This is a genomic window from Pseudomonas sp. FP1740, from assembly GCF_030687165.1.
In the GTDB taxonomy this organism is placed as follows: domain Bacteria; phylum Pseudomonadota; class Gammaproteobacteria; order Pseudomonadales; family Pseudomonadaceae; genus Aquipseudomonas.
In genome coordinates this window covers 3,910,809-3,931,304 of the sequence record NZ_CP117461.1, presented here as the reverse complement: position 1 = coordinate 3,931,304, position 20,496 = coordinate 3,910,809, and the positions used below count along the sequence as shown (strand labels likewise).

Sequence of the window (20,496 nt, the reverse complement as noted above, 5' to 3'; positions counted from 1 at the left end):
GCAGGTGTCCAAGAAAAATCAAATCAGCTCATTTCCTTCGTTATGCTTTATTCGATTCATAAGTTGATGTTTTTAAAAGATTAAATATTTTTGCGTGCTCGTGGTTTTTTGGACAGGCGACACATCACACACGGATACAATTAATTCTCTGTGTTTCGTTGTCATCCTATGACATGTTGAAGCCGGCGGTGTCTGCCTTCACAATCACTGCGGTCGCCGCCTGCGTCGCGGCGCGACGACAACCTGTCCATGTACCTGTCGAGGATCCTCAGGCGATGTCGTCACCGAGTCGAGTACCCACTTATGTCATGCAGCAACGCAGCGAATTGACGGACTTTTACATCCGCGACAAAAAGGGCCGGCGCGCCGAAACCAGCCCGCATCGCCATGAGTATTTCCAGATCCAGGTCAACCTCGGTGGCGATACCGTGCAGCACATCGGTAATGTCGAGCGGCCGTTTCCGCGCAACACGCTGGCCTTCATCCTGCCGCATCGCGTGCACGTGATTCCGCATCCGGCCGACAGCAATTTCATGGTGATCAACTTTTCCCAGACCTTCCTGTTGCCGCATTTGCAGTGCGACCCGATGGACCTGGAGGAGGTCTCGATTCTGCTGGCACCCGAGTTGTCGCCGTTCCGCTTTCAGGAGCATCTGGATTTCATTCTGGCCGATGAAGATTTCAGCAAAGTCTGTGCCCTGATCGAACAGATGCGCGTGCTCGATGAAAACCGTCAGTTCGGCACTCGCGAGATGCTCAAGGGGTTGTTGCTGCAACTGGTGGGGAGCGTTTGTGCCTTGTACGCCGAGCCGCTCAAGCGGTTGGCCGAAGAGAATGCCGCCGAAGTCAGCCGACGCGATGCGCTGAGCAGGATGTCCGAATACTTGCGCAAGAACATTGCCGATCCCGACCTCAACCTGATCAAGGTGGCTGCTGCGACTTACCTGTCACCGACGTACCTGACGCACTGGTTGCGCAAGGAAATCGGCAAGACCTTCACTGAGCTGGTGCTCGAGCGCAGGATGCACGCGGCACGCAATTATTTGCTCAATGGGACACGACCAGTGGGGGAGGTGGCGAGGTTGTGCGGTTTCGCTGACGAGGCTTATTTTTCGCGACGCTTCCGCCAGATCCACGGCCAGCCTCCAGGGCAATTCAGGCGTCAGCAACTCAATCCTGATACGCCGCAATCACCGTCCAACACGTGATTGTTCATCGCTCACGTTGCAGCGCAAACTCGACGGCGCTTAGCAAGGCATCGCCGTTGAAGGGTTTACGCAAGCATTCGATGGGCTCATAGCGGCTGGATTCGGCCAGTGTGGCTTCATCCCAGTGTGCCGACATGCAAATCACTGGAAACTTTCGGCCCTTGAGCGTCAGCGCACGCATGACGTCCAGCCCTGACAGGCCGTTCATTTTCAGATCCAACAGCAGGCAGGCAACGTCATCGAAGTTTTCGAGGGCCAGGAATTCCTCGCCCGAGGCGAACACCCGAGAACGGTATCCGGCCGACCGGAGCAGATTGGCCAGGCTTTTGCGTACGGACGCATCGTCGTCCACGATGCAGACGATGATCATGGCGCTACGGGATGATTCGGAGGCGCAGCCAGTCTCCGTAGTCATGAAGAACCCTGCATGCCAAACGCTGGCTCCGTGCTGATCAAGCCATACAGCTTGACCAGATTGACCAGCGAGCGTGTCTGCATCTTCTCCATGATGTGTTTGCGATGGACCTTGGCGGTGACTTCACTGGTGCCCAGCTGGTTGGCGATGTGCTTGTTGGACAGACCCGCGACGATCAGCGGCAGCACTTCGCGCTCACGGGGGGTCAACAGGGCAGCCCTTTGACGGGCGCTTTGTATGCGTTGCCATTGCTCGAACGCCGTCGCTGCACGCTGACGGGTGGCGCGCAGGGTGTCCAACAACTGGTCGTCGTTGAATGGTTTGGTCAGGAATTCGACCGCACCTGCTTTCATGGCCTGCACCGACATCGAGATGGTGCCGAAACCGGTCATGAAAATGACCGGCCACGGATGCCCGCGCTGTCCGAGCGCCGATTGAAGTTCCAGGCCTGTCGTTTCGGGCAGACTGACGTCAAGCAACAGGCAAGCGGGGCCGGTGTCGAGGTCAGCGTTGAGCAATTCTTCGGCCGAGGCGAATATCCGGTGCGCGATGCCTTCAGCCCGCAGCAGTCGGCTGAGAGCTGTACGCACGCTCGCTTCATCGTCGACGATGAACACCGGCACGCTATCAGGATCGATCGTCTCCTGATCCTCGGTCGCCAAAGGGCCCGGTGCCACCGGATGGAACAGGGGCAGGGGCGGTTCACGTTTTTTCAATAATCGGTAACCTCGGCGCGGGACCGTCTGGATGAGTTCTTTTTCACCGAGCAACTTGCGCAGTGAGGAAATCTGCACCTGCAGATTGTTTTCCTCGACGACGGTGTCGGGCCAGACCTGTGTGATCAATTCATCTTTGCTGACAATCCGGCCATCGGCGTGCATCAGCACCGAGAGGATTTCGAACGCCCGGCCCCCGACACGCAGCGGCCGTCCATCAAGAAAGGCTTCGCGTCGCTCCAGGGAAATAGTGGCTTGGCCGAGTCGGATCATGCGTTCCTCTGCACTGCGTGGATGGAGAGTGACGCCGGAGCATCGATTCATCAGAGGTACACGCTAGGGGACGGCCCCGCATAATGCAATTATCCCGAGGGATAACACACCGTGATTTCAGTGCGCAAAAACCATCGGCAACGGGGCAGCACGACAGCCATCATGGTGCCGATTACGGACAGGATTACCGGCATGCAGCCGTTGGGCCAGAGCCTTGCGTATACTCCAGGGCTCAGCCCGAAACGAATCTTCAGCGGTGATTGTTCATGTCCAGCCGTCCTCTCTCATCATCCGGTTCCCGCAGTCTTGAGGTCGTCCACGATGAAGCCTGGCTGGAACGCTGCACCTTCTCCATGCTGCGCCGGGAAAATGACCTGACCTGGTTCACGCTTCAGGACCGACCGTCGGGCACACACTGGCTTGCCGCCAGGGCGCCGATTCAGCTGCCCGCCACGTGCCAGCGGCTGGAGCGCGATTTTCATCTGCGCCTGGATCCGGCATGGGCGATTGCACCTGTCGCGTTTATCCGCTCGGCCGAGGGGCCCTTGTTGATCTATCCCGCATCGGGGACGCCGCTGATGGATCTGATCGGTGACGCCGGGCTGCCGCTGGGGCGCTTGTTGGCCATCGCCGTGGCGGCGGCCAACGCGCTGGCCAGCGCGCAGAACGCGGGTGTGCGCCATGCCAGCCTGCTGCCCCATCACCTGATGGTGGATACCGTCGATTCGGTGAGACTCCTGGGTTTTCACAGTCATGCCGCAGAGGTGCCCACCGCTGAATTGCCCGGTCTGGAACAATGGCCGTACCTGGCGCCCGAACAGGTACGGCGCGATGCCGCCAGTTTTGACGCGCGCAGCGATATCTACGCCCTGACCGTAATCCTCTATCAAGCGCTGACCGGCCGACTGCCGCTCACCGCCCGCGACCTCTCGCAATGGCTGCACGTGCACGCCGCCGTGCAACCGCAATCACCGGCAATCCATGTTGCCGATCTGCCGGAAGGCATCTGCCAAGTGCTGCTCAAAGGCTTGGCGAAGGAACCGGGTGCCCGCTATCAGCGCGCAGAGTCGATGGCCGCGGATCTGGCCTGGTGCCAACAGCAGTGGCTGGAACACGAGCGCATTGATGGGTTTCGGCTGGGCGCCTTCGATGCGTTGCCTTCTGCGGCCCGCGGTGATGTCCTGTTCGGCCGCGAGGCTGAACGCATGCAGTTGATCGAGCAGATAAGTCAGGTGCGCAGCGATGGCATCGCCCGGGTCCTGCTGGTCGGTGGCGCGCCGGGTGCCGGCAAGTCGACGCTGATCCACCAGGGTGTCCGGCCCCTGGCGCCCGGCTACTGGGCCAGCGGCAAGAGCAATCTGCTGCAGCAGGAAATTCCCTACGCGCCATTGGCACAGATCCTCAAGTCGCTGATGACCCAACTGCTGGGCAAGCCGGCTCTGGAACTGGAGACGCTGAGCGAGCAACTGATCGAACGCCTCAAGGGACGGGGCAAACTCCTGGCGGAGCTGGCGCCCGAGGCCGAGCTGGTCATCGGTGTCGCGCCTGAACTGCCGAACATGCCGGCCCGGCATGCGCTTGATCGCGCCAATCAAACGCTACTCGATGTTTTGGAAGTCTTCGCTCAGCCGGGGCGACCCCTGGTGCTATTCGTAGATGACGTGCAGTGGGCCGATGATTCGACGCTGTCGTTCTTGCAAGCCTTCATAGCCCGGCCGCCCCGGCATCTGGCGCTCATTCTGGCCTACCGTGAGGCCGAATCGCAGTCCCTCCAGCGTGAGGGTGGATTGCTGCAGGTGTTGGAGCATGGGCAATCGTTACCCTGTGCAAGCATCATGCTGGGTCCATTATCGGTGCCAGCAGTCGCGGAACTGATCGCCGCTGAACTGGACACCGACCCCGAGGCTATCGAGTCGCTCGCACCAGTCGTGCACTACAAGACGGCCGGCAACCCTCTTTTCATCAGCCAGGTGTTGCGCGCGTTGATCGATGAACGTCTGGTGTGCTTCGACGTGCACGGTCGCCGCTGGGTCTGGAACCAGGAGGAGGTGGATGGTTACCGTTACGCCGATAACGTCGCGGACTTGATGGTGCAGCGATTCGAACGGCTGGCACCGATGGAACGCGAAGTGTTGCGCACGGCCGGATATGTCGGCGGGCGCTGTGATGAATCGCTGCTGCACCGGTTGTTACCGTGTGATCAGCAACAGATCAACTGTGAAGTGCAAAGTCTGGTCGATGCCGGTTTTCTGTTGCGTGAGCGTGAGCAACTGGTGTTTCCCCACGACCGTGTACTTGAGGCAGCCTGTCAGCTTGCTGCGCCAGCGGGACGCGCCGCCGAGCATGCCCGTATCGCCGTCGCCATGCTTGATCAGTGGGGTGAGCAGATCCATGAGCGTGTATTTGAAGTCGCCAGCCAGGTTCAGCGTATTGACGTGGATAAACTGGAGGCGCATCGCCGTGCCGCGTTCGTCGAGCTGTTGGTCGAAGCTGCCGAACGTGCCAGGGACACCGCGGCTGTCGAGCAGGCCGTGGGCTATCTGCGCACGGCCGAGCGTCTGCTCGGGCAGACCGGTTGGTCGAGCCTTTACACTCAGGCGTTCGCCACCCAATGGCTGGCTGCCGAATGTGACATGCTGCTGGCCGATCTGGCCAGCGCCCAACGCCGCCTCGACGACTGCCTGAATCACGCCACCACAGCGCTCGACCGCGCGAAAACCTATCGGTTACGGGCCACCTTGCGCACGTTGCACTCCGATTACGAGGGTGCCATAACCGAGGCGTTGACCGGGTTGGCCCTGCTGGATATTCCCCTGCAGCGCAAGCCCTCGCACGATCAGCTAAGCCTCGTGTTTGCCCAGGTACGCGCACTCGTGGGCGCGCGCCGAATCGCCGATCTGGTGCATTTGCCCAAGGCCGATGACCCGCTTGTCGAAGTGGCCATGGAGTTGCTCAGCACCGCTCGAACAGATGGCGCCTGCCTCGGTGCTCAACGCCAGCAAGCGCACCCGCAACACTCTGGTGCTCGACGATGCCCGGGCAGATTGTCCCGAGGCCTACAGCGCCGACCTCCTACAGCGCCAGACGCGTTCCATGTTGTGCCTGCCGTTGCTCAGACAAGGCACATTGATCGGTCTGGTCTATCTCGAAAACAGCCTGGTCCCCAAGCTGTTCAGCGCCGAGCGCCTGACCATGCTGGAAATACTCGCCTCCCAGGCCGCCGTGTCACTGCATACCGCCAGGCTGTATGCGCAGCTGGTCGAAGACACCCGACTGCGTGCGCAAATGAAAGCGGACTTGCGCAGTTCCCGGGCAGAACTGGCGCGTAGCTCGCACCTTAAAGTCATGGGCGAGCTGTCTGCTTCGATTGCCCATGAAATTAGCCAGCCGCTGCTGGGCATCTTGTCTAACGCCTCGGCGAGCCTGCGCTGGCTTAAGCGTGATCAGCCCGATCTGGAAGAGGCGATTCAGGGGCTGGAAGACATTCGCTCAGACAGCGCCCGCGCCGCCGATATTGTCCAGGCACTTCGCGCGCTCGCCAAACAGGCGCCGTTGCAACGGCGACCGGTGCAGATCGACGAGTTGATCGGTGAGGTCGTGCGCCTGACCGCCACCGATCTGGCGAACCGCAACGTGCAACTGCAAACCCGGCTTGATGCGCAATGCCCGGTTTGGGTCGATGCGGTGCAGATCCAGCAAGTGGTGTTCAACCTGATCACCAATGCGCAGGAAGCCATTGCCGGAGCCGGGTTGCCAGATGGACGCATCATCATCGGCTCAGCGGTCAAGGACGATCATGTTCAAGTCTGCTTCCAGGACAATGGGCCGGGAATTGACGCACCACAGCGCGAGCAAATCTTCGATGCGTTCTACACCACCAAAGGCAGCGGCATGGGGATGGGGCTGGCCATCTGCAGGTCAGTGATCGGTGCGCACGGCGGGACGCTGGTGGTCCAGGACAGCGATCAGGGCGCCAGGATCTGTTTCAATCTGCCGATCGCGGCGGCCAGCGTCGGATAAAAAAAGGCCGCATGAGCGGCCAAAGGGGAGGAGTTCGTTCTGTTGGCCTCGATCAGTTCACGCGTGCAATGCCTGCGCGCGAAGTTGTCGCAAGCCGTCGACCACGCTATCGGGGATTCTCCTGTCGGATATGTCTCGATCAATCATTGGTGTGTTGGGACGTCGGTTTGTGATCACGTGATCAACGGCCCGCCGCCAGGCCTTGGGTGTCATCCCTTCCAGCCGGCTAAAGGTGTGGGTGAAATGCGAGTGGTCCGCGAAACCGCATTCATAGACGACGTCGGTGATCGGCATCGAGGTGATCAGCAGGCTTTTGGCTTTTTCGATTTTCATCCTCACCAGCCAACCTTGGGGTGAGTGGCCGGTACTTTTTTTGAACGCCCGGGAAAAATGGCTGCGCGAAAGGTTGCAGTGTTCGGCAATCTCGCTGATGCGAACGCAACTGCCCATATCACGCAGCATCAGTTCCTTGGCGCGGCGCTCTTGCCAGCTGGACAGGGCGCCCAGCGGTCTCGCAAGTTCACATGGATGGTCTGAATTCACCGATTGCGGGTTCATGGCGGCTCTCCTGATCGTTAGGGAAAGTCTGTCCGCCGGCGACCTTTAAAGTCCTTAATCAAACCTTAAGAATTATGAAACGCCGCGACCGATCGGCGTGGGTGATTAAAGCCATACGAGGCGGGCGCGCGTAGGGTGCTCAGCGGGGCGAGTCCCTTGCTCTATTTTTGGCTGAGCGCCGCGATCGATACCCCCGATGCCACAAACGTCATTCCTGCCCCCACGTCAGACCATTCACAAGTCGTGGCCGCTGGCGTAGAAAACCGGAAAGTGTAGTGGCGAAAGCGCCCATGAGCGCGAATCCAGCTGCCGTAAGTACAGCAAATCACACGCCGTACACCTGCATCTGGATACTCACTGAGCCGCGGTGCGGGTCGACAAACTGCGGAATGAATGCCAGCACGAAAAGGCCCAACCATTTAAGTATTTCCAAGCTGCCTGGCTTAGGGGCTGCATTCTATTTTGGCAAAACCTCAGAGGCGCCGAACGGGCGACGCTGGCTCCCCCAACAACATCTTTTGCCGCCAGGCGGGTGCGCTGGTGGGGAACAGCACTTCGTTCGGTCGCCAGCGAGCAACGCCGAAGGCGGCCGCAATACGCTGGCGTTGCTGGCCCTGGACAAGGACGCGTCGGTAACTGCTCTCGCTCTGCTGTAGCCCCAGCACATAGCCCACGCCCGCCTGGAAATCGCCTCCATGGGCCCGCCACCAGGCGGCGATCAACTGCGGGTCGGGCCAGGGCAGGTTTTCATCGGGGTCCATGGCGACATTAGCGTCCTCAGGATCGTCGTTCGGGCCGGCATCGAAATCCGGCAGGTCCTGCAATTCCAGGTCGAGCAGCGCCAGGTCAGCGCCAGTGATCAGACTGAAGGCTTCGCCGGCGACGCGGGCATGAGGCAGGTCGCTCATCTGCTGGATCAACCAGGGCACGCTGAACGGGTCGCCCAGCAGCCCGATGGCCTGGATGCCGATGCGCTGTTGCCCAGGGTTCTCTATCAATTGGCGTATCCAGGCGATGCTGTTTTCACGCTTTTGCCAGGCCAGCAATACGCAGAGCGCGCGGTACTGGAACTCGCCCGGTTGCTCGGCGAACTGGCGCAGCGGTTCCAGAGCGTGCTCATCGCCCATCTGTGCGGTGGCCCAGTTGGCCCAGAAGCGCGTGGCTGGATCCGGGTGTAGACGGTGGGCACGAATTGTCGGCATCAGGTCACGACGACGCAGCTCGCCGGCAGTGCGGGCGGCACGTGCCAGCACGCTTGGGTCGGCGTGGGAAAGTCCGGTAAGCAGGGCAGGGCCAGGGTCGTGGCGGTGCATGCCGCAGGCGGCCAGGCCGAGGCGGTGGAACAGGGGTTCAGGGGAGGCGAGCATGCGGTCGATCCAGGGCGATATCCACTCCCAGTCGAGCCAACCCAAGGCCATCAGATAACCGCGCTCTGTGTCCACGGCACTGCGCAAATGCTGGCTGAGCCGTGACAACACCTGCGCGTTACCCGCCTCGAAGGCCAGTACTGCACTGGCGAACATCTCGCCGATGGCGTGCGGGTCGAGCTGAGCCAGCAAGGTGTCGTAGCCTGTCTGGCCGGCGATGGCCAGGCCGTCGATGTGCGCCTCGATGCGCTGGTCGAGTTTCTGCAGCTCCTCTAGGTCATAGTGCGGGGCGCGTACGGCGTAGCCGCGAAGCATGGTGAGGAAAGAGGCTTCCTCGGCGTGAAGGGTAACCATCTGACCCTCCACGGCGTCCATCAATCCTTCCACACTAACCGCTGAATCATGTCCAGAACGGTATAGCCGGCCGCTTCGAAACAGCGTGGATCATCTTCGGACAGTTCCCACAGCTCACGCATCCGCTCACCGGACAAATAGGTCGAGAGCACTCCGGTAATCGTTCCCGGCCGCCGTCCGTGGAGACTCATCTCGGGCGCGGTAAGGCGCTGCATGACTTCATCCAGCTCGATACTGCGGAACTCGCCCTGATCCTGAAGCAGGATGAATGCTTCAGCACCGACCTGCCGCACGACCGTCATGCAGACCGCTAGGAAGTCGCGCTTGATCTCAGCATCGAACTGGCCGTCCATGCCGTCCTCGAACTCATAGATCGCCGGAAACGCACGGTCGCCGAAATTGAACTGGAGTCCGCCGCGATCCGTTCCTTCGCCATCAGGAAAGCTGCATAACGCCGCGAAATAACGTCCCTGTCCGAGCCGTAGCTCTACCTCCACGCTCAGCCAGCGATACCGCTCCAGGCATTGTTCCAGCGACACACAGTCGGCCGCGACCGAGACAGTGTCGAGCCACTCGCCGGAAATGGGGTCGACCACCAACTCTGACACGCAATCCTGCAATCGCGCGGCCATGATATGCCTTGTCTTCAAGGCTGCGATCACGGCCAACAACTTCTCTCTCAGACTGTCCCGGGGTAGCGATGGGAAATGGATCGATATCGGATACGAAAACGCCATACGCTAGTGCTCCTGAATTTTCCCCGACATGTGTGGCTTGTTTTCCTTCCCGAACTTGTTTTCCAGGTTGCCCCGCTGGCCTTTCGGGATGGCGACGTGCACGACAGTTCCCGGGCCGAACACATCCGGTCGCTGCGCCAACTGTTCTTCCCGTTTGAACTGTGTGAGTCCGACCTGGCCCCAGCTCGCCTTGCACTCCTTGACGACACCCTCGCGCGTCACTACGTCGAACTCCTGGATCACCAGGCCGCAGTCCCGACAGGTTATTTTAACCGCCACTTCCTTTGCCTGGGTCTGCTCAGCCACTTTCACCTCGAAACGCTCGCCCTTGATCAGGGTGTCGTATATCAGCGCAGCCTCGAACAGCTCCTGTTTCTCCTTGGGGCTACCAGCCTTGTTGGCTTTGTTCAGCATCCGATCCAGCTTTTTCTCATTGCGCTGCTGCAGTTTCTTCCGTCGCCTGATGCGCACCTGCTGGTTGATCTCGTGTTCATCCTTGGGCGGGTCACGCTTGAGATTGGCATGAGGGCAGGACGAATCCTGGGCGACCCCGTCGGTGGTCGGTCCCGGAGGCGTCTGCGCCGGCATCGACGCATGATTGTGTGTGGTCAGGTCCAGGTGCCGGTCGACGTTCTGCCCCTCGAACTTGACGTTCATCGACCACGAGACGAAATACACCTTGCCCTTGATCTTGCTGGTGACTATAGCTTTCTTCGGAGCGTTGCCCGCCTCGTCGCCGGTGCTGGTCTTGAAGTAGCTCTTGTCCTTGAGCATGACTTCCTTGCCACTGATGCTGACCGTTCGGCTGCCACGGGTCGTGTCTTTTGCATAGCCGGTATTCGGATAGGGGATGGGTATGCCGGCAGGGGTTGCCGCAGTCTGTGGCGGGGTGAAGCAGACATCCGGAAACCTGGCGATCGATACCCCGTCCCCCGCCTTGCAGGAAATCTCCCGATTGTTGGCATACACCTCATTCGCCATCACGCAGCCCTCACAGTCTGGTAACTGAGCATCACGGCGGCGCGTTCGCCGGCGTCGTTGCCCAAGTGGCAGAAGATATTCGGGCCTTCGCCATAGCCCTTGCGGCTGGCGGCCAGGGCTACGGCGAGCATCGCCGGGCCGATGGCGGCGCCGACTTCGCCGATGCAGTCGGCGGGGTGCCAGAGGTGGAAGAACTCCTTGCGCACGCGCAGGGTGCGGCTCAGGGCCAAGGACGCTTCCTTGAAGTAGTACTGCTCGCCGGAGATGTCGGTGAGCCGATAATCCATTTGCTCCAACCCACAGCCGACTTCGCTCAGGGCAGCGCGTACGGCTTGAGTCAGGCCATCGGCGCGCAAGGGAATGTCTTCGGCCTCCACCGTGGCCTTCTCCATACCGAACCCCAGGCCGATGCAGGCCAATTGCGGCTCTTTGCTGGCGACGGGGGCGGCCAGCACCACGGCGGCAGCGCCTTCGCCGGGAATAAAACCGTTGGAGTTCTGGCTGGTGAGCAGGCGTTCGCGTGCTTCGAAAGCGGCCAGGGTCGGTCCGCTGAGGAAGGAGTCGACGCCGGCAATCAGCACGTGGCGATGGCCGCCCTGGTAGATCAGCGTGCGCGCATTCAGCAGGGCCACGGCAACGCTGACCCGACCACGGGCAATGACGTTGGAACCGGGATGAAAGCGCAGGCCCAGTTCGGCTTCGATGGCGTGCAGCAGCCCCTTATCGAGACCATCGAGGCGGCCGGGGCGCTCGACTTCCGCCACCCCCAGCAGCAGCGGGGTCTTTTCCGGGTCGACGTTGGGGGTGCTTTGTATCGCCTCGGCGATGGCGCGGGCGGCCATCTTGATCAGCTTGGTGCGGCCGCGCCAGGGCTGTTCCAAAGGCACGCTGGCGGCAATCAGCCATTCGCCGCCTTGGTCGATAAAGCGGGTTTCCTGGAAATTGTCGATGGCGCAGCGGATCGCCGCGCAGCTCGCGGGTGCGCTGAGGCCGACAGCACTGACCATGCCGGAGCCGATGATGCAAAGCGCGGTCATCAGTCCGTCTCCTCGGGTGCGCGCTTGTTTTTTACCAGGGAGGAGAGCGATGGGTAGTAATCCTTGCCCAGTTCACGGGCGCGCCACCAGCCCGTGGACATCGTGCCGACCAGCACCTGAGCGATCTCGAACATGTTGCGCCGTAGCGGACGGGCGACACGCCAGGTCAGCTGCACTTGGAGCGCGTCGGTGTCGATCAACAGGGTGTCGATTACTGCCTGCACAGTCTCATGACCGCCTTTTTTCAGGAAGAAGGTCACCGGCACGTCGATTTCGGGGATGCGAAAGCCCGCGCGCTCCTGGGGCGTGAGGTTGAGCAGCAGCACGTCCTCGCCGCCGCGCAGGTGCTGGATCTGCTGATCGTCAGGAGCCGCCTGAAAGTAGCGGCGGTCGAAATCGCCCGGCAGAAACGGAAAGCAGTCGGCCAACCAGGTCTCGTCGTAAGTACCGGCGAAGCGGGCGCGTTGCGGCCAGCTGCGGCCGATGGGGCCGAGGGCCATCGGGCGGTAGTCGCCAGAGGGGCTGTCGATCGCCTTGCCCAATTCCTCGGTGTTCGGCATCGGCATGCCAACGATGTCAGCACTACCCATATGGCGTGGGAACCAGCCACAACCGGTCGGATTGTCCAGGTAGCAGTGACGCATTTCGGAGTCCTTGGCCATCGGATGACTGCCGCCAAAGGCCTGGGCATAAGAGATGTGCTGCTCGGTGAAGGGCTGCGGCAAGCCGGGAGAAACGCCCAACAGCCCCGGTTGCCACTGCCGGGGGCCGAGGACAGAAAAGGCTTTGCTCATCTGACCGACGCGAATGCCCGCAGCCAGTTGCCTCACGGGCCGCCCGCCTGGGGCATAGGCCTTGCCGCGCACCAGCACATCGCAGAATGGCTTGACCGGGGCGAAGTCCATTTCCTGCAGCGGGGTGCTGAGACCAGGCTCGCCGAGGAAGGTATCGGCCATCAGCAGCGGTTGCTGAGTGTCGGCGAGGGTCGCCGCGCGGCCGTCCAGCGGCAGATTGAAAGTGCCTTTGGCCACCACCACCAGGGATTCGCGGCCATCGGGCTCCATGCCCTGGGTATAGGCAGCAAGCAGTTTGCTGGCGTTGAGCAGTTCCATGGGCCGAATACCTGTCTAGTTGATCTGCACCGAACCACCCTTGATGCGGTTGACCCCGCTGGAGCGGCTGGACAGGTAGGCGCCCTGGATAATCACTTTGCCCGCGCGGGTCAGGGTGATACTGGCCTTGCCGCAACGCAGCACGATCTCGCGGTCGGCACTCAATTCCAGGCGCTGGTCGTCCAGTTGCACGCAGGCAACCGGTGCGGGCGCCGCGGCCTGGCCCAGCAGGCGACCGATCACTAGCGGGCGGAAAGGGTCGCCATCTTCGAACATCAGCGCCACCTGGGTGCCGATGTCTGCAGGGGCGAGCAGGGTGGTGCTGCGGGCGGCGATGCTCTGTTCCTCGGGGCAACCGGGGTAGGTCACCAGGGGCGCACTGGCCTGCGGCAGGTCGAGCAGGACGCCGATGACCACGCCATCGATGCGGGCCTGGGTGGGTAGTGGGTATTGAACCGTCATACGCGTGACTCCTAGTTTTGCAGGATCTTGCGTCCCTTGATCACCACGTTCTTGTTGGCCTTGATGTTGATCGCGCCAGAGCCGTCTATGGTGATGTCCTTGCCGCGGATGCTGATGGTGCCGTCCTTCTTCATGACGATGCTGGCTTTGCCGGTGGTGATGGTCACCGAGTCACCGGCATCGATGACAAGGTCCTTGCCCACCGTCAGCGCATCGTTGTTGTCGATATCGGTCGTGCGTCCTGCACCGACCTTGCGCGATTCGTTTGCCTTTACCGTGGTTGAAAGATTGGCACCCACGTCCACCGAGCGGTTGGCGCCCACATTGGTCGACTGGTAGAGGCCCACATTGACGTTTTGGTAGGCCCCGACATTCACCGTTTGAAAGGCACCGATGACAACTTCCTGCGCTGCGCCGATGGCGATCGTCTCGTTGATACCTACCGCATGGGTGCGCTGCAGGGTCACGGTCGCGGTTTCGTTGGCGCCGACGCTGATCGTGCGGTTGCTGCCAATGTTGATGGTCTCGTTGCTGCCGACGCGTTCCGTACGGTTGACGCCAATGGTGATGGTCTCGTTGTTATCGACGGTTTCGGTGCGGTCGTGTTTGACGTGCACGGTTTCGTCGTTGTCGATGCTCTTGCTGCGGTCGTGGCCCACCCGGTGGGTCTCGTCGTTCTCGACCTCGATGTCCTGGTTCTTCTCGGCGTGGATAAACAGTTGCTCCGCACCCTTTTTGTCCTCCATGCGGATTTCATTGAAGTTGGCCGGTGAGCCGCCCTTGCTTGAACGGCTCTTTACGCCGCTCTGGGTGGCATTGGCCGGCAGCGTGTAAGGCACCGTCTGCTCGGCGTTGTAGACGCGGCCGGTGATGATCGGCCGATCCGGGTCGCCTTCGAGGAAACTGACAATCACTTCCTGACCGATTCGCGGGATCTGCATCGCCCCCCAGTTCTTGCCGGCCCAGGCCTGGGAGACGCGCATCCAGCAGGAGCTGTTCTCGTTGGATTGGTCGTGGCGATCCCAGTAGAAGTGCACTTTGACCCGGCCATACTGGTCGGTCCAAATCTCCTCGCCATTGGGGCCGACCACCACCGCGGTCTGTGGCCCTCGGACAATCGGCATGGGGGTCAGGGGGAGGGGGTGGAAAACCTGGCTGGCATCCATGCAAGCGAGTTCGCCCACGAACTGCTCGGAGAGATCCTGGGTGCCACTTTCATAGGGCTCCTGGTGGATGTGGTAGCGCGCGCTGACCACCAGGTATTCGCGGTTCTGGTCTTCGCGCTCGTAACCGGTCAGCGTGAACAGGTGGCCGGAGCCCAGCCCGCGGGCACGGCCGCGCAGTTGTACGCGCTCGAACTGGCTGTGGATGGCTTCGATGCGGGTACGCGCATAGTGCTCGCCGTCGTTGCTCTGTGCGTATTCACCGGGGTAGTCGTAGAGCGGGTAGTCGCCGTTGCTGTGGCTGCGCGACACACTGGAGCGCACCCCAAGGTTGGCGCGGGGGCGCTGGAAGTCGTAATCGTTGAGCTCCAGCGAACCGGGTTGGACTTCCCGCGCCAGTTGCCAATCGTAGAAATGATCGCGCTCGCGCATTTGCCGATCGGGCGGGTAGAACGGCACTGAGTCGTAGTCGGCCACCGTGGAGTGGGCGCCATAGGCGTCGGCCAACACCAGTACATGACGCGCTTGCTCATGGCGGAAGTAGTAATAGATCCCTTCCTGTTCCATCAAGCGGCTGACGAAGTCGAAGCTGGTTTCGCGGTACTGCACGCAATATTCCCACTGGCGGTAGCTGCCGCTCAGGCTGTCTTCGAAATCGGAAAAACCGAGGTCGCGGAACACCTGCTTGATGATGTCCGGCACCGTATTGTTCTGGAAAATCCGGCAATCCGAGGTGCGTGTGAGCAGCCAGAACCAGGGCCGCAGGCTGACGTGGTAGCCGGCGAACTGGCCATGGCCGGTCAGTTGTCGACAGCTGCAGGCAATGCCGTGGAAGTAGCGTTTTCCGCCGTCGTGCAGTTCCAGGGTCAGGCCCATCGGCTTGCCCAGCAAATGGTCGAACGTGATCGCCCGGTCTTCGGAGGTGAGGTTCAATTCGTAGTGGAACAACCGCCCCAATTCTTCGTTGCCTTCCATGCTCCGCAGCAGCAGGACATCGCCGCCGAGGGGGCAGTTGACCTGCACCAAACGGTTGTTTTGCGTGATTGCCATGCACGGCTTCCTCTGCCTCGTGTTTGGGCGTCAGTCGGCCGTCTCGAATACATGACGCAACGTACGACTGAATCCGTTTCCTGCGGATTAACCTTTTGCCCAACGCCTCTTTGGCGTTATCTCTAATCCTTACAATTCAAGGAAGTGTTAGCGCTGTTCAATTCTTGTCAAGAAACTCTCCGACCAGTGGGGTGAACACTGAGGCGTTTCAAGATCGGTGATCGGAGGTCATTATTTAGTATCTTTGGTTATAGGCTTTATTCTAAAAAGTGAGTGCCCGCGCAATTTATTCAGGCGCGAATTCAGTCGTGCTTATGAAGATCATCTTTCAAAGTTGCGTAAAGGATGAGTACTGTAAAACTAAAGTTCGCGTACTTTTAACTACCGAAGACCTGATGACGGCAGAACCGACTATCCTTTCGGATAGTGAACGCTGCACTCTTGGCAAAAAGGGACGCCATGCCAGACTATGATCGCGCCATCGGCTCCACACCCGGCATTACATACGGTGATCGAACCTGTCTGATCGGGCCCTGGTTACTCAGGCCCTGGCTACTCCGGATGGCTTCAATTACGGTTTTCTGTCTTTTCACGGCAACACCCGGATACGGCCAGAACCTGCCAACCGCGGCAGGTGTCGAAAACGCCACGGTAACGGTGATTCAAGCGCAGGAAATCGTTTCCAGGGCCACCCTCGAAGCCGTTCGCTGGAGCGGCCCTGAATCCGGCCCGCAAGCCCTGCGGGGCAAGAACATCGCCCTAGTCGCGGAAGATTTGCGTAACGGAGGCATCGTCGGTGTCGCGCAGGGCGCTCGCGAGGCAGCCAAGGCGATGGGCTGGACGCTGAAGGTATTCGATGGCGCTGGATCATCGGCCGGGCGCGCAAAGGCCTTTTCCGATGCCCTGGCAGAGAAACCCGACGGCCTCATTCTGTGCGGCTCCGATGCCCTTGAGAACAATGCGGCGCTGATCCTCTTCGCCAACAGGGATGTGCCGGTGGTTGGCTGGCACGCCGGGGCACGCCCCGGGCCGATTGATGGCACGCCGGTGGCCATGAACGTCACGACCGACCCGCTCGAAGTGGCTCGCCTCACGGCCATGGCGGCAGTGGCACAGTCAAACGGACACGCCGGCGTGGTCATCCTGACCGACTCCAAGTACAGCATCGCCATGGCGAAAGCCAAGGCTATGGAAAACGTCATTCGGGCCTGTCAGGAATGTACGGTGCTGGAAGTGCGCGATGTCGCGATCTCCGAAAGTGGCGAGAAGATGCCGGCGATCACCAAGGAGCTGCTTCAGCGCTATGGCAAGCGCTGGACCCACACACTGGCCATCAATGATATCTATTTCGACTACTCGATTGCCTCATTGACCAACGCCGCAATACCCAGTGACGGCATCAGTCTGTTGTCTGCCGGTGATGGCAGCGCTTCGGCTTTCTTGCGCATACAGGCAAAAACCTACCAGACCGTCACCGTGGCCGAGCCGCTCAACTTGCATGGCTGGCAAGTGATGGATGAATTGAACCGGTTGTTTGCAGGTCAGCCGGTGAGCGGCTTCGTAGCGCCGATTCACCTGGTCAATGCCGACAATATCGCCTTCGACGGCGGGAAGAAATTCCAGTACGACCCTGACAATGGTTATCGAGACATCTATCGCCACCAATGGAATCCATGACATTGGACGTTACTTCCCGGCTCGGACGCCGGCTATTGCCGCAATCGTTGCGCGCCCAGTTCACACTGGCGTTCCTGACGCTGGCGCTGCTGATTCTGGCGGGCGGTGCAACGGCGGTCTACGCGTTGCGCACTTCAAACAGCGCCACCCGCCAGCTGACGGATGAACGACTGGTGCGCATGCAAAATGGACAAGACATGGTGCAGCGGACCTTGCTGATCGAACGCCAGACCGATCAGCTTCTGACAACCCGTTCCCCCGACGCCCTGCGTTCAAGCTATGCGGCGACCGTCGAACAGCTTGAAGCCCTTGATCAACTGGTGCAGGAGCTGACTGCCGCGAACAGTGGCGAGGCGATACTCGACATGCATCAGTCGAGTCAGTTGTTCCGCAATACCGCCAACATCGTTGCGCAACTGCGAGAAAGCCTGCTGCAAACCGAGGTCACCTTCGAGCACACCCTGGAGGATCACGCCGCCCGGTTGACCGCGACCCAGACCCGGGCCAGCCTGGAACTGGCGGTGTTACTTTTCGATCTGCCGCAGGCTAATGACAGTGATGCGGTGCAACGGCTGCGGGTCCGATATGAGCGCCTGTCACGCGCCGCAGGCAAGTTACCCGACGCTGATGTGGAGACGGCCGATCTCTTCTCCCTGCGCCTGAGGCTCATCAATCAGCGCAACGTCATACAGCGCTTCAATGAGGAACTGAAGAATGAGGCCGGGGTTCTGGTCGCGGTGGCCCGTGAGCAATCCAGTGCTTACACCGAAGACTATCGCGAAGCCGTGCAGCGCCTGGTCGAGGCCTCAAATCGTAGCCAGCGATGGGTACTGATCATGTTGGGCGCGAGCCTGATATTCGCCTGGTTCGTGACCCGGGTCTTCATGGGCCGTCATGTGCTCGTGCGCCTGAACGAAATAAGCCGGCAATTGCGTCAGGAACGCACTGACAAAACGCATTTGATGATGGTGGAACATGGGAAAGACGAGATCGGCAACATGGCTCGCGCGGTGAATCAATTCCTCAAAGACCGTCTTCAGCTTGAAAAAAAAACGGTCCAATTGAGTATCGCCACAGAGCGGCTCGCCCTGCAAAACAACCGATTAGAGCAAGAAGCCATCATCCGTGCCGGACAAGGTCATGTCCTGGAGCTGATCGCCAGGAGCACCGAGCTTGCAGAAGTCCTCGATAGTCTGGCTCACCTGGTCGAGTCCCAACTGGAGGGGATGATGGTGTCCATCCTGGTGCTGGATGAGGATGGCAAGCACCTGCTGCACGGGGCTGCCCCCAGTTTGCCGAAAGCCTATAACCAGCTCATTGACGGGATTGCGATCGGTCCAAACGTCGGCTCTTGCGGTACCGCGGTGTATCGACGAGAACCGGTCATCGTCACGGATATCGAGCTGGACCCGCTGTGGGAGGAGTACCGATCAGCCGCTGCGCCCTATGGATTTCGCGCCTGCTGGTCGACGCCGATTCTGTCCCATGAGCGAAAGGTATTGGGTACGTTTGCCTTGTATTCCAACACCGTCCGCAGCCCCAGCTCGACCGAGACGCGACTGATCGACATGGCGACACCTCTTGCCGGCATTGCGATAGAACGCCAACTGACCGAAAAACGCATTCGCTATATGGGCGACCATGACGCACTGACCGGGCTGCCGAATCGCACCCTGCTCGAAGACCGTCTCAAGCAGGCAATACTTTATGCCCAGCGCTACAGCCGGCTGGTGACGGTGGTGTTTCTCGATCTGGACAAATTCAAACTGGTGAATGACAGCCTTGGGCACAGCGCTGGAGACGTACTGCTGAAAACCGTCGCCCAGCGCATGCAGGAGTGTGTGCGCCGCACCGACACCGTCGTGCGACTGGGTGGCGACGAGTTTGTAATCATCCTGTTCGACCAGCCCTCAGACCTCGACGGCGTTACTCCAGCCCTGCACAAGATCCAGGAAGCCATCCTGCGGCCGATTCAGCTCAGCGGGCATACACTCCACGTCACCTGCAGCATGGGGTTGGCCACCTACCCAGCTGACGGCAGCGATACCGACACGTTGCTCAGCAATGCGGACGCCGCCATGTACCGGGCCAAGGAACTGGGTCGCAACAGTTACCAGTTCTATACGAGCGAGATGAATAACAAGGATCAGGGCAAGCTCGCCATGCAAGACGGGCTACGAAACGCACTCAACCATGACGAGTTCCTGCTGCTGTACCAGCCACAGGTGGATTTGCAGTCAGGTCAGATTATCGGCGTAGAAGCACTGATCCGCTGGCAGCATCCCGAACTCGGCATGGTGTCTCCAGTCAAATTCATTCCGCAGGCCGAAGAGACCGGGCTGATCGTGCCCATAGGCGATTGGGTGATTCATACCGCGTGCAGACAGAACAAGGACTGGCAGGATGCGGGCTGGCCGCCGATCACCATGTCGGTGAATATTTCAGCACGCCAGTTCATCGAAAGGGACCTGATCGACCGGGTGAGGCATGCCTTGCAAGAGACCGGTCTGGACCCGATGTACCTTGAGCTGGAGCTGACCGAAAGTCTGATCATGCAAGACCTTCAGCAAGCCATCAGCAAAATGAAGGAATTGCAATCAATGGGGATCAGTCTGTCGATCGACGACTTCGGCACCGGCTACTCCAGCCTCGCGGCATTGAAAAGCTTCCCCATCGCAAGACTCAAGATCGACCAGTCTTTCGTGCACGATCTGCCCGACAACGAGAACGACAAAGCCATCGCTACCGCAGTGATTTCGTTGGGGCACCAACTGAACCTCAAGGTCATAGCCGAAGGTGTCGAAACCGAAGAGCAGCAAACCTTCCTGCGTGAAAACGGCTGCGATGAAATTCAGGGCCACTTTTTCAGCAGAGCGGTCAGCGCAGAGGAAATCAGTCTGTTACTGCGTACGCCCCGATTGCCTCAATCGAGCTGCATTACCAGCCCTGACGCGGTAAGGCGAAAACGCGATGTAAAACGTCCACGCAGTCCAATGCCCGGGCATTAATGACTTGGCGTACGGTAAAACGCTGCTGTGTCGACCTGCGGCAAAAAAGGCATCGGCGATTTTTCTGCTGCTCACCCAACTGGTGACCAGAGAAACCACCAGAGTGGCCAGCACCGGACGACGGAATTTCGCTTCAGCATTTTTGATGGACTGTGGCATGGCACGCTCGGCATTCAGCAAGAGAGAAAACTTGCATCTGGCATGAACCATGGTGCCAATCTCGATGAGCCGGGTAGTGTGGCAGGGGAACGACCTATGAAGGCCGTCCCCATGCCGATTGTGGCGCAAACCACTTGAGGTCGGTGCTCTCGCGTATTTTCGCCGGTCAACTACGAGCTTCTTCGGTCAGCTCAAACAC

Annotated in this window: 13 protein-coding genes and 3 pseudogenes; 5 read left to right on the top strand and 11 right to left on the bottom strand. The window is 60.2% G+C overall.

From position 1 onward, the window contains the following. The first annotated feature begins 275 nt into the window (after window positions 1-275). The gene (locus tag PSH69_RS17590; protein ID WP_204125122.1) at window positions 276-1,208 is read left to right on the top strand and encodes an AraC family transcriptional regulator; all 933 of its coding nucleotides are present in this window, start codon (window positions 276-278) and stop codon (window positions 1,206-1,208) included. Window positions 1,209-1,212: 4 nt separating this feature from the next. On the opposite strand, the gene PSH69_RS17585 is transcribed toward PSH69_RS17590, so the two are convergent. Both PSH69_RS17585 and PSH69_RS17580 read right to left on the bottom strand, forming a co-directional pair. Continuing rightward, a complete protein-coding gene (locus PSH69_RS17585) occupies window positions 1,213-1,578 on the bottom strand; it encodes a response regulator transcription factor (RefSeq protein WP_019578533.1) in 366 nt (121 codons plus the stop codon). Between the two features lie 41 nt (window positions 1,579-1,619). Further along, window positions 1,620-2,612, bottom strand: a complete 993-nt coding sequence (locus PSH69_RS17580) for a response regulator (protein WP_305409250.1) — start codon at window positions 2,610-2,612, stop codon at window positions 1,620-1,622. A 353-nt stretch (window positions 2,613-2,965) separates the two neighbouring features. Between PSH69_RS17580 and PSH69_RS30285 the strand changes: the two are divergent. Next, a pseudogene (locus PSH69_RS30285) lies at window positions 2,966-6,632 on the top strand (AAA family ATPase). A gap of 57 nt (window positions 6,633-6,689) precedes the next feature. Here PSH69_RS30285 and PSH69_RS17560 read toward each other — a convergent pair. The 9 genes and pseudogenes from PSH69_RS17560 to PSH69_RS17520 all read right to left on the bottom strand — a co-directional run bounded on the left by PSH69_RS17560 (window position 6,690) and on the right by PSH69_RS17520 (window position 15,453). Further along, window positions 6,690-7,190 (bottom strand): helix-turn-helix transcriptional regulator, encoded by a 501-nt coding sequence (locus PSH69_RS17560; RefSeq protein ID WP_018927751.1) that lies wholly within the window; start codon window positions 7,188-7,190, stop codon window positions 6,690-6,692. A 161-nt stretch (window positions 7,191-7,351) separates the two neighbouring features. After that, window positions 7,352-7,602 (bottom strand): annotated as a pseudogene (locus PSH69_RS17555) (LysE family translocator); the annotation flags it as partial. A 61-nt stretch (window positions 7,603-7,663) separates the two neighbouring features. Then, window positions 7,664-8,911, bottom strand: a complete 1,248-nt coding sequence (locus PSH69_RS17550) for a TIGR02270 family protein (RefSeq protein ID WP_305409249.1) — start codon at window positions 8,909-8,911, stop codon at window positions 7,664-7,666. Window positions 8,912-8,931: 20 nt separating this feature from the next. After that, entirely contained in the window at window positions 8,932-9,648 is a 717-nt protein-coding gene (locus PSH69_RS17545; protein WP_305409248.1) for a hypothetical protein, read from the bottom strand. 560 nt (window positions 9,649-10,208) lie between these two features. Beyond that, window positions 10,209-10,629: pseudogene (locus tag PSH69_RS17540) on the bottom strand (DUF4150 domain-containing protein); the annotation flags it as partial. Next, window positions 10,629-11,669 (bottom strand): hypothetical protein, encoded by a 1,041-nt coding sequence (locus PSH69_RS17535; RefSeq protein ID WP_305412848.1) that lies wholly within the window; start codon window positions 11,667-11,669, stop codon window positions 10,629-10,631. The gene PSH69_RS17535 and the pseudogene PSH69_RS17540, both read right to left, overlap by 1 nt. After that, a complete protein-coding gene (locus PSH69_RS17530) occupies window positions 11,666-12,778 on the bottom strand; it encodes a DUF2169 domain-containing protein (protein ID WP_305409247.1) in 1,113 nt (370 codons plus the stop codon). Before PSH69_RS17530 ends, PSH69_RS17535 begins: the two co-directional genes overlap by 4 nt. A gap of 15 nt (window positions 12,779-12,793) precedes the next feature. Further along, a complete protein-coding gene (locus PSH69_RS17525) occupies window positions 12,794-13,240 on the bottom strand; it encodes a DUF6484 domain-containing protein (protein WP_305409246.1) in 447 nt (148 codons plus the stop codon). A gap of 11 nt (window positions 13,241-13,251) precedes the next feature. After that, complete coding sequence (locus tag PSH69_RS17520; RefSeq protein WP_305409245.1) at window positions 13,252-15,453, bottom strand: type VI secretion system Vgr family protein; 2,202 nt, start codon at window positions 15,451-15,453, stop codon at window positions 13,252-13,254. Between the two features lie 657 nt (window positions 15,454-16,110). Between PSH69_RS17520 and PSH69_RS17515 the strand changes: the two genes are divergently transcribed. Genes PSH69_RS17515 through PSH69_RS17505 form a run of 3 tightly spaced genes read left to right on the top strand, consistent with a single transcriptional unit; the run spans window position 16,111 to window position 20,435 of the window. Continuing rightward, on the top strand, window positions 16,111-17,130 hold the full coding sequence (locus PSH69_RS17515; RefSeq protein ID WP_305412847.1) for a substrate-binding domain-containing protein: 1,020 nt from the start codon (window positions 16,111-16,113) through the stop codon (window positions 17,128-17,130). Further along, complete coding sequence (locus PSH69_RS17510; protein ID WP_305409244.1) at window positions 17,118-20,138, top strand: EAL domain-containing protein; 3,021 nt, start codon at window positions 17,118-17,120, stop codon at window positions 20,136-20,138. The genes PSH69_RS17515 and PSH69_RS17510 overlap by 13 nt, the downstream gene beginning before the upstream one ends. Before the next feature lie 27 nt (window positions 20,139-20,165). After that, the gene (locus tag PSH69_RS17505) at window positions 20,166-20,435 is read left to right on the top strand and encodes a hypothetical protein (protein WP_168206163.1); all 270 of its coding nucleotides are present in this window, start codon (window positions 20,166-20,168) and stop codon (window positions 20,433-20,435) included. Window positions 20,436-20,496 lie beyond the last annotated feature (61 nt).

Excerpts from the sequence above, each read along its gene's own strand:
- PSH69_RS17590 (WP_204125122.1), top strand. The coding sequence starts at position 276 with ATGTCGTCACCGAGTCGAGTACCCACTTATGTCATGCAGCAACGCAGC.
- PSH69_RS17585 (WP_019578533.1), bottom strand. The coding sequence starts at position 1,578 with ATGATCATCGTCTGCATCGTGGACGACGATGCGTCCGTACGCAAAAGC.
- PSH69_RS17580 (WP_305409250.1), bottom strand. The coding sequence starts at position 2,612 with ATGATCCGACTCGGCCAAGCCACTATTTCCCTGGAGCGACGCGAAGCC.
- PSH69_RS17560 (WP_018927751.1), bottom strand. The coding sequence starts at position 7,190 with ATGAACCCGCAATCGGTGAATTCAGACCATCCATGTGAACTTGCGAGA.
- PSH69_RS17550 (WP_305409249.1), bottom strand. The coding sequence starts at position 8,911 with ATGGTTACCCTTCACGCCGAGGAAGCCTCTTTCCTCACCATGCTTCGC.
- PSH69_RS17545 (WP_305409248.1), bottom strand. The coding sequence starts at position 9,648 with ATGGCGTTTTCGTATCCGATATCGATCCATTTCCCATCGCTACCCCGG.
- PSH69_RS17530 (WP_305409247.1), bottom strand. The coding sequence starts at position 12,778 with ATGGAACTGCTCAACGCCAGCAAACTGCTTGCTGCCTATACCCAGGGC.
- PSH69_RS17525 (WP_305409246.1), bottom strand. The coding sequence starts at position 13,240 with ATGACGGTTCAATACCCACTACCCACCCAGGCCCGCATCGATGGCGTG.
- PSH69_RS17520 (WP_305409245.1), bottom strand. The coding sequence starts at position 15,453 with ATGGCAATCACGCAAAACAACCGTTTGGTGCAGGTCAACTGCCCCCTC.
- PSH69_RS17510 (WP_305409244.1), top strand. The coding sequence starts at position 17,118 with ATGGAATCCATGACATTGGACGTTACTTCCCGGCTCGGACGCCGGCTA.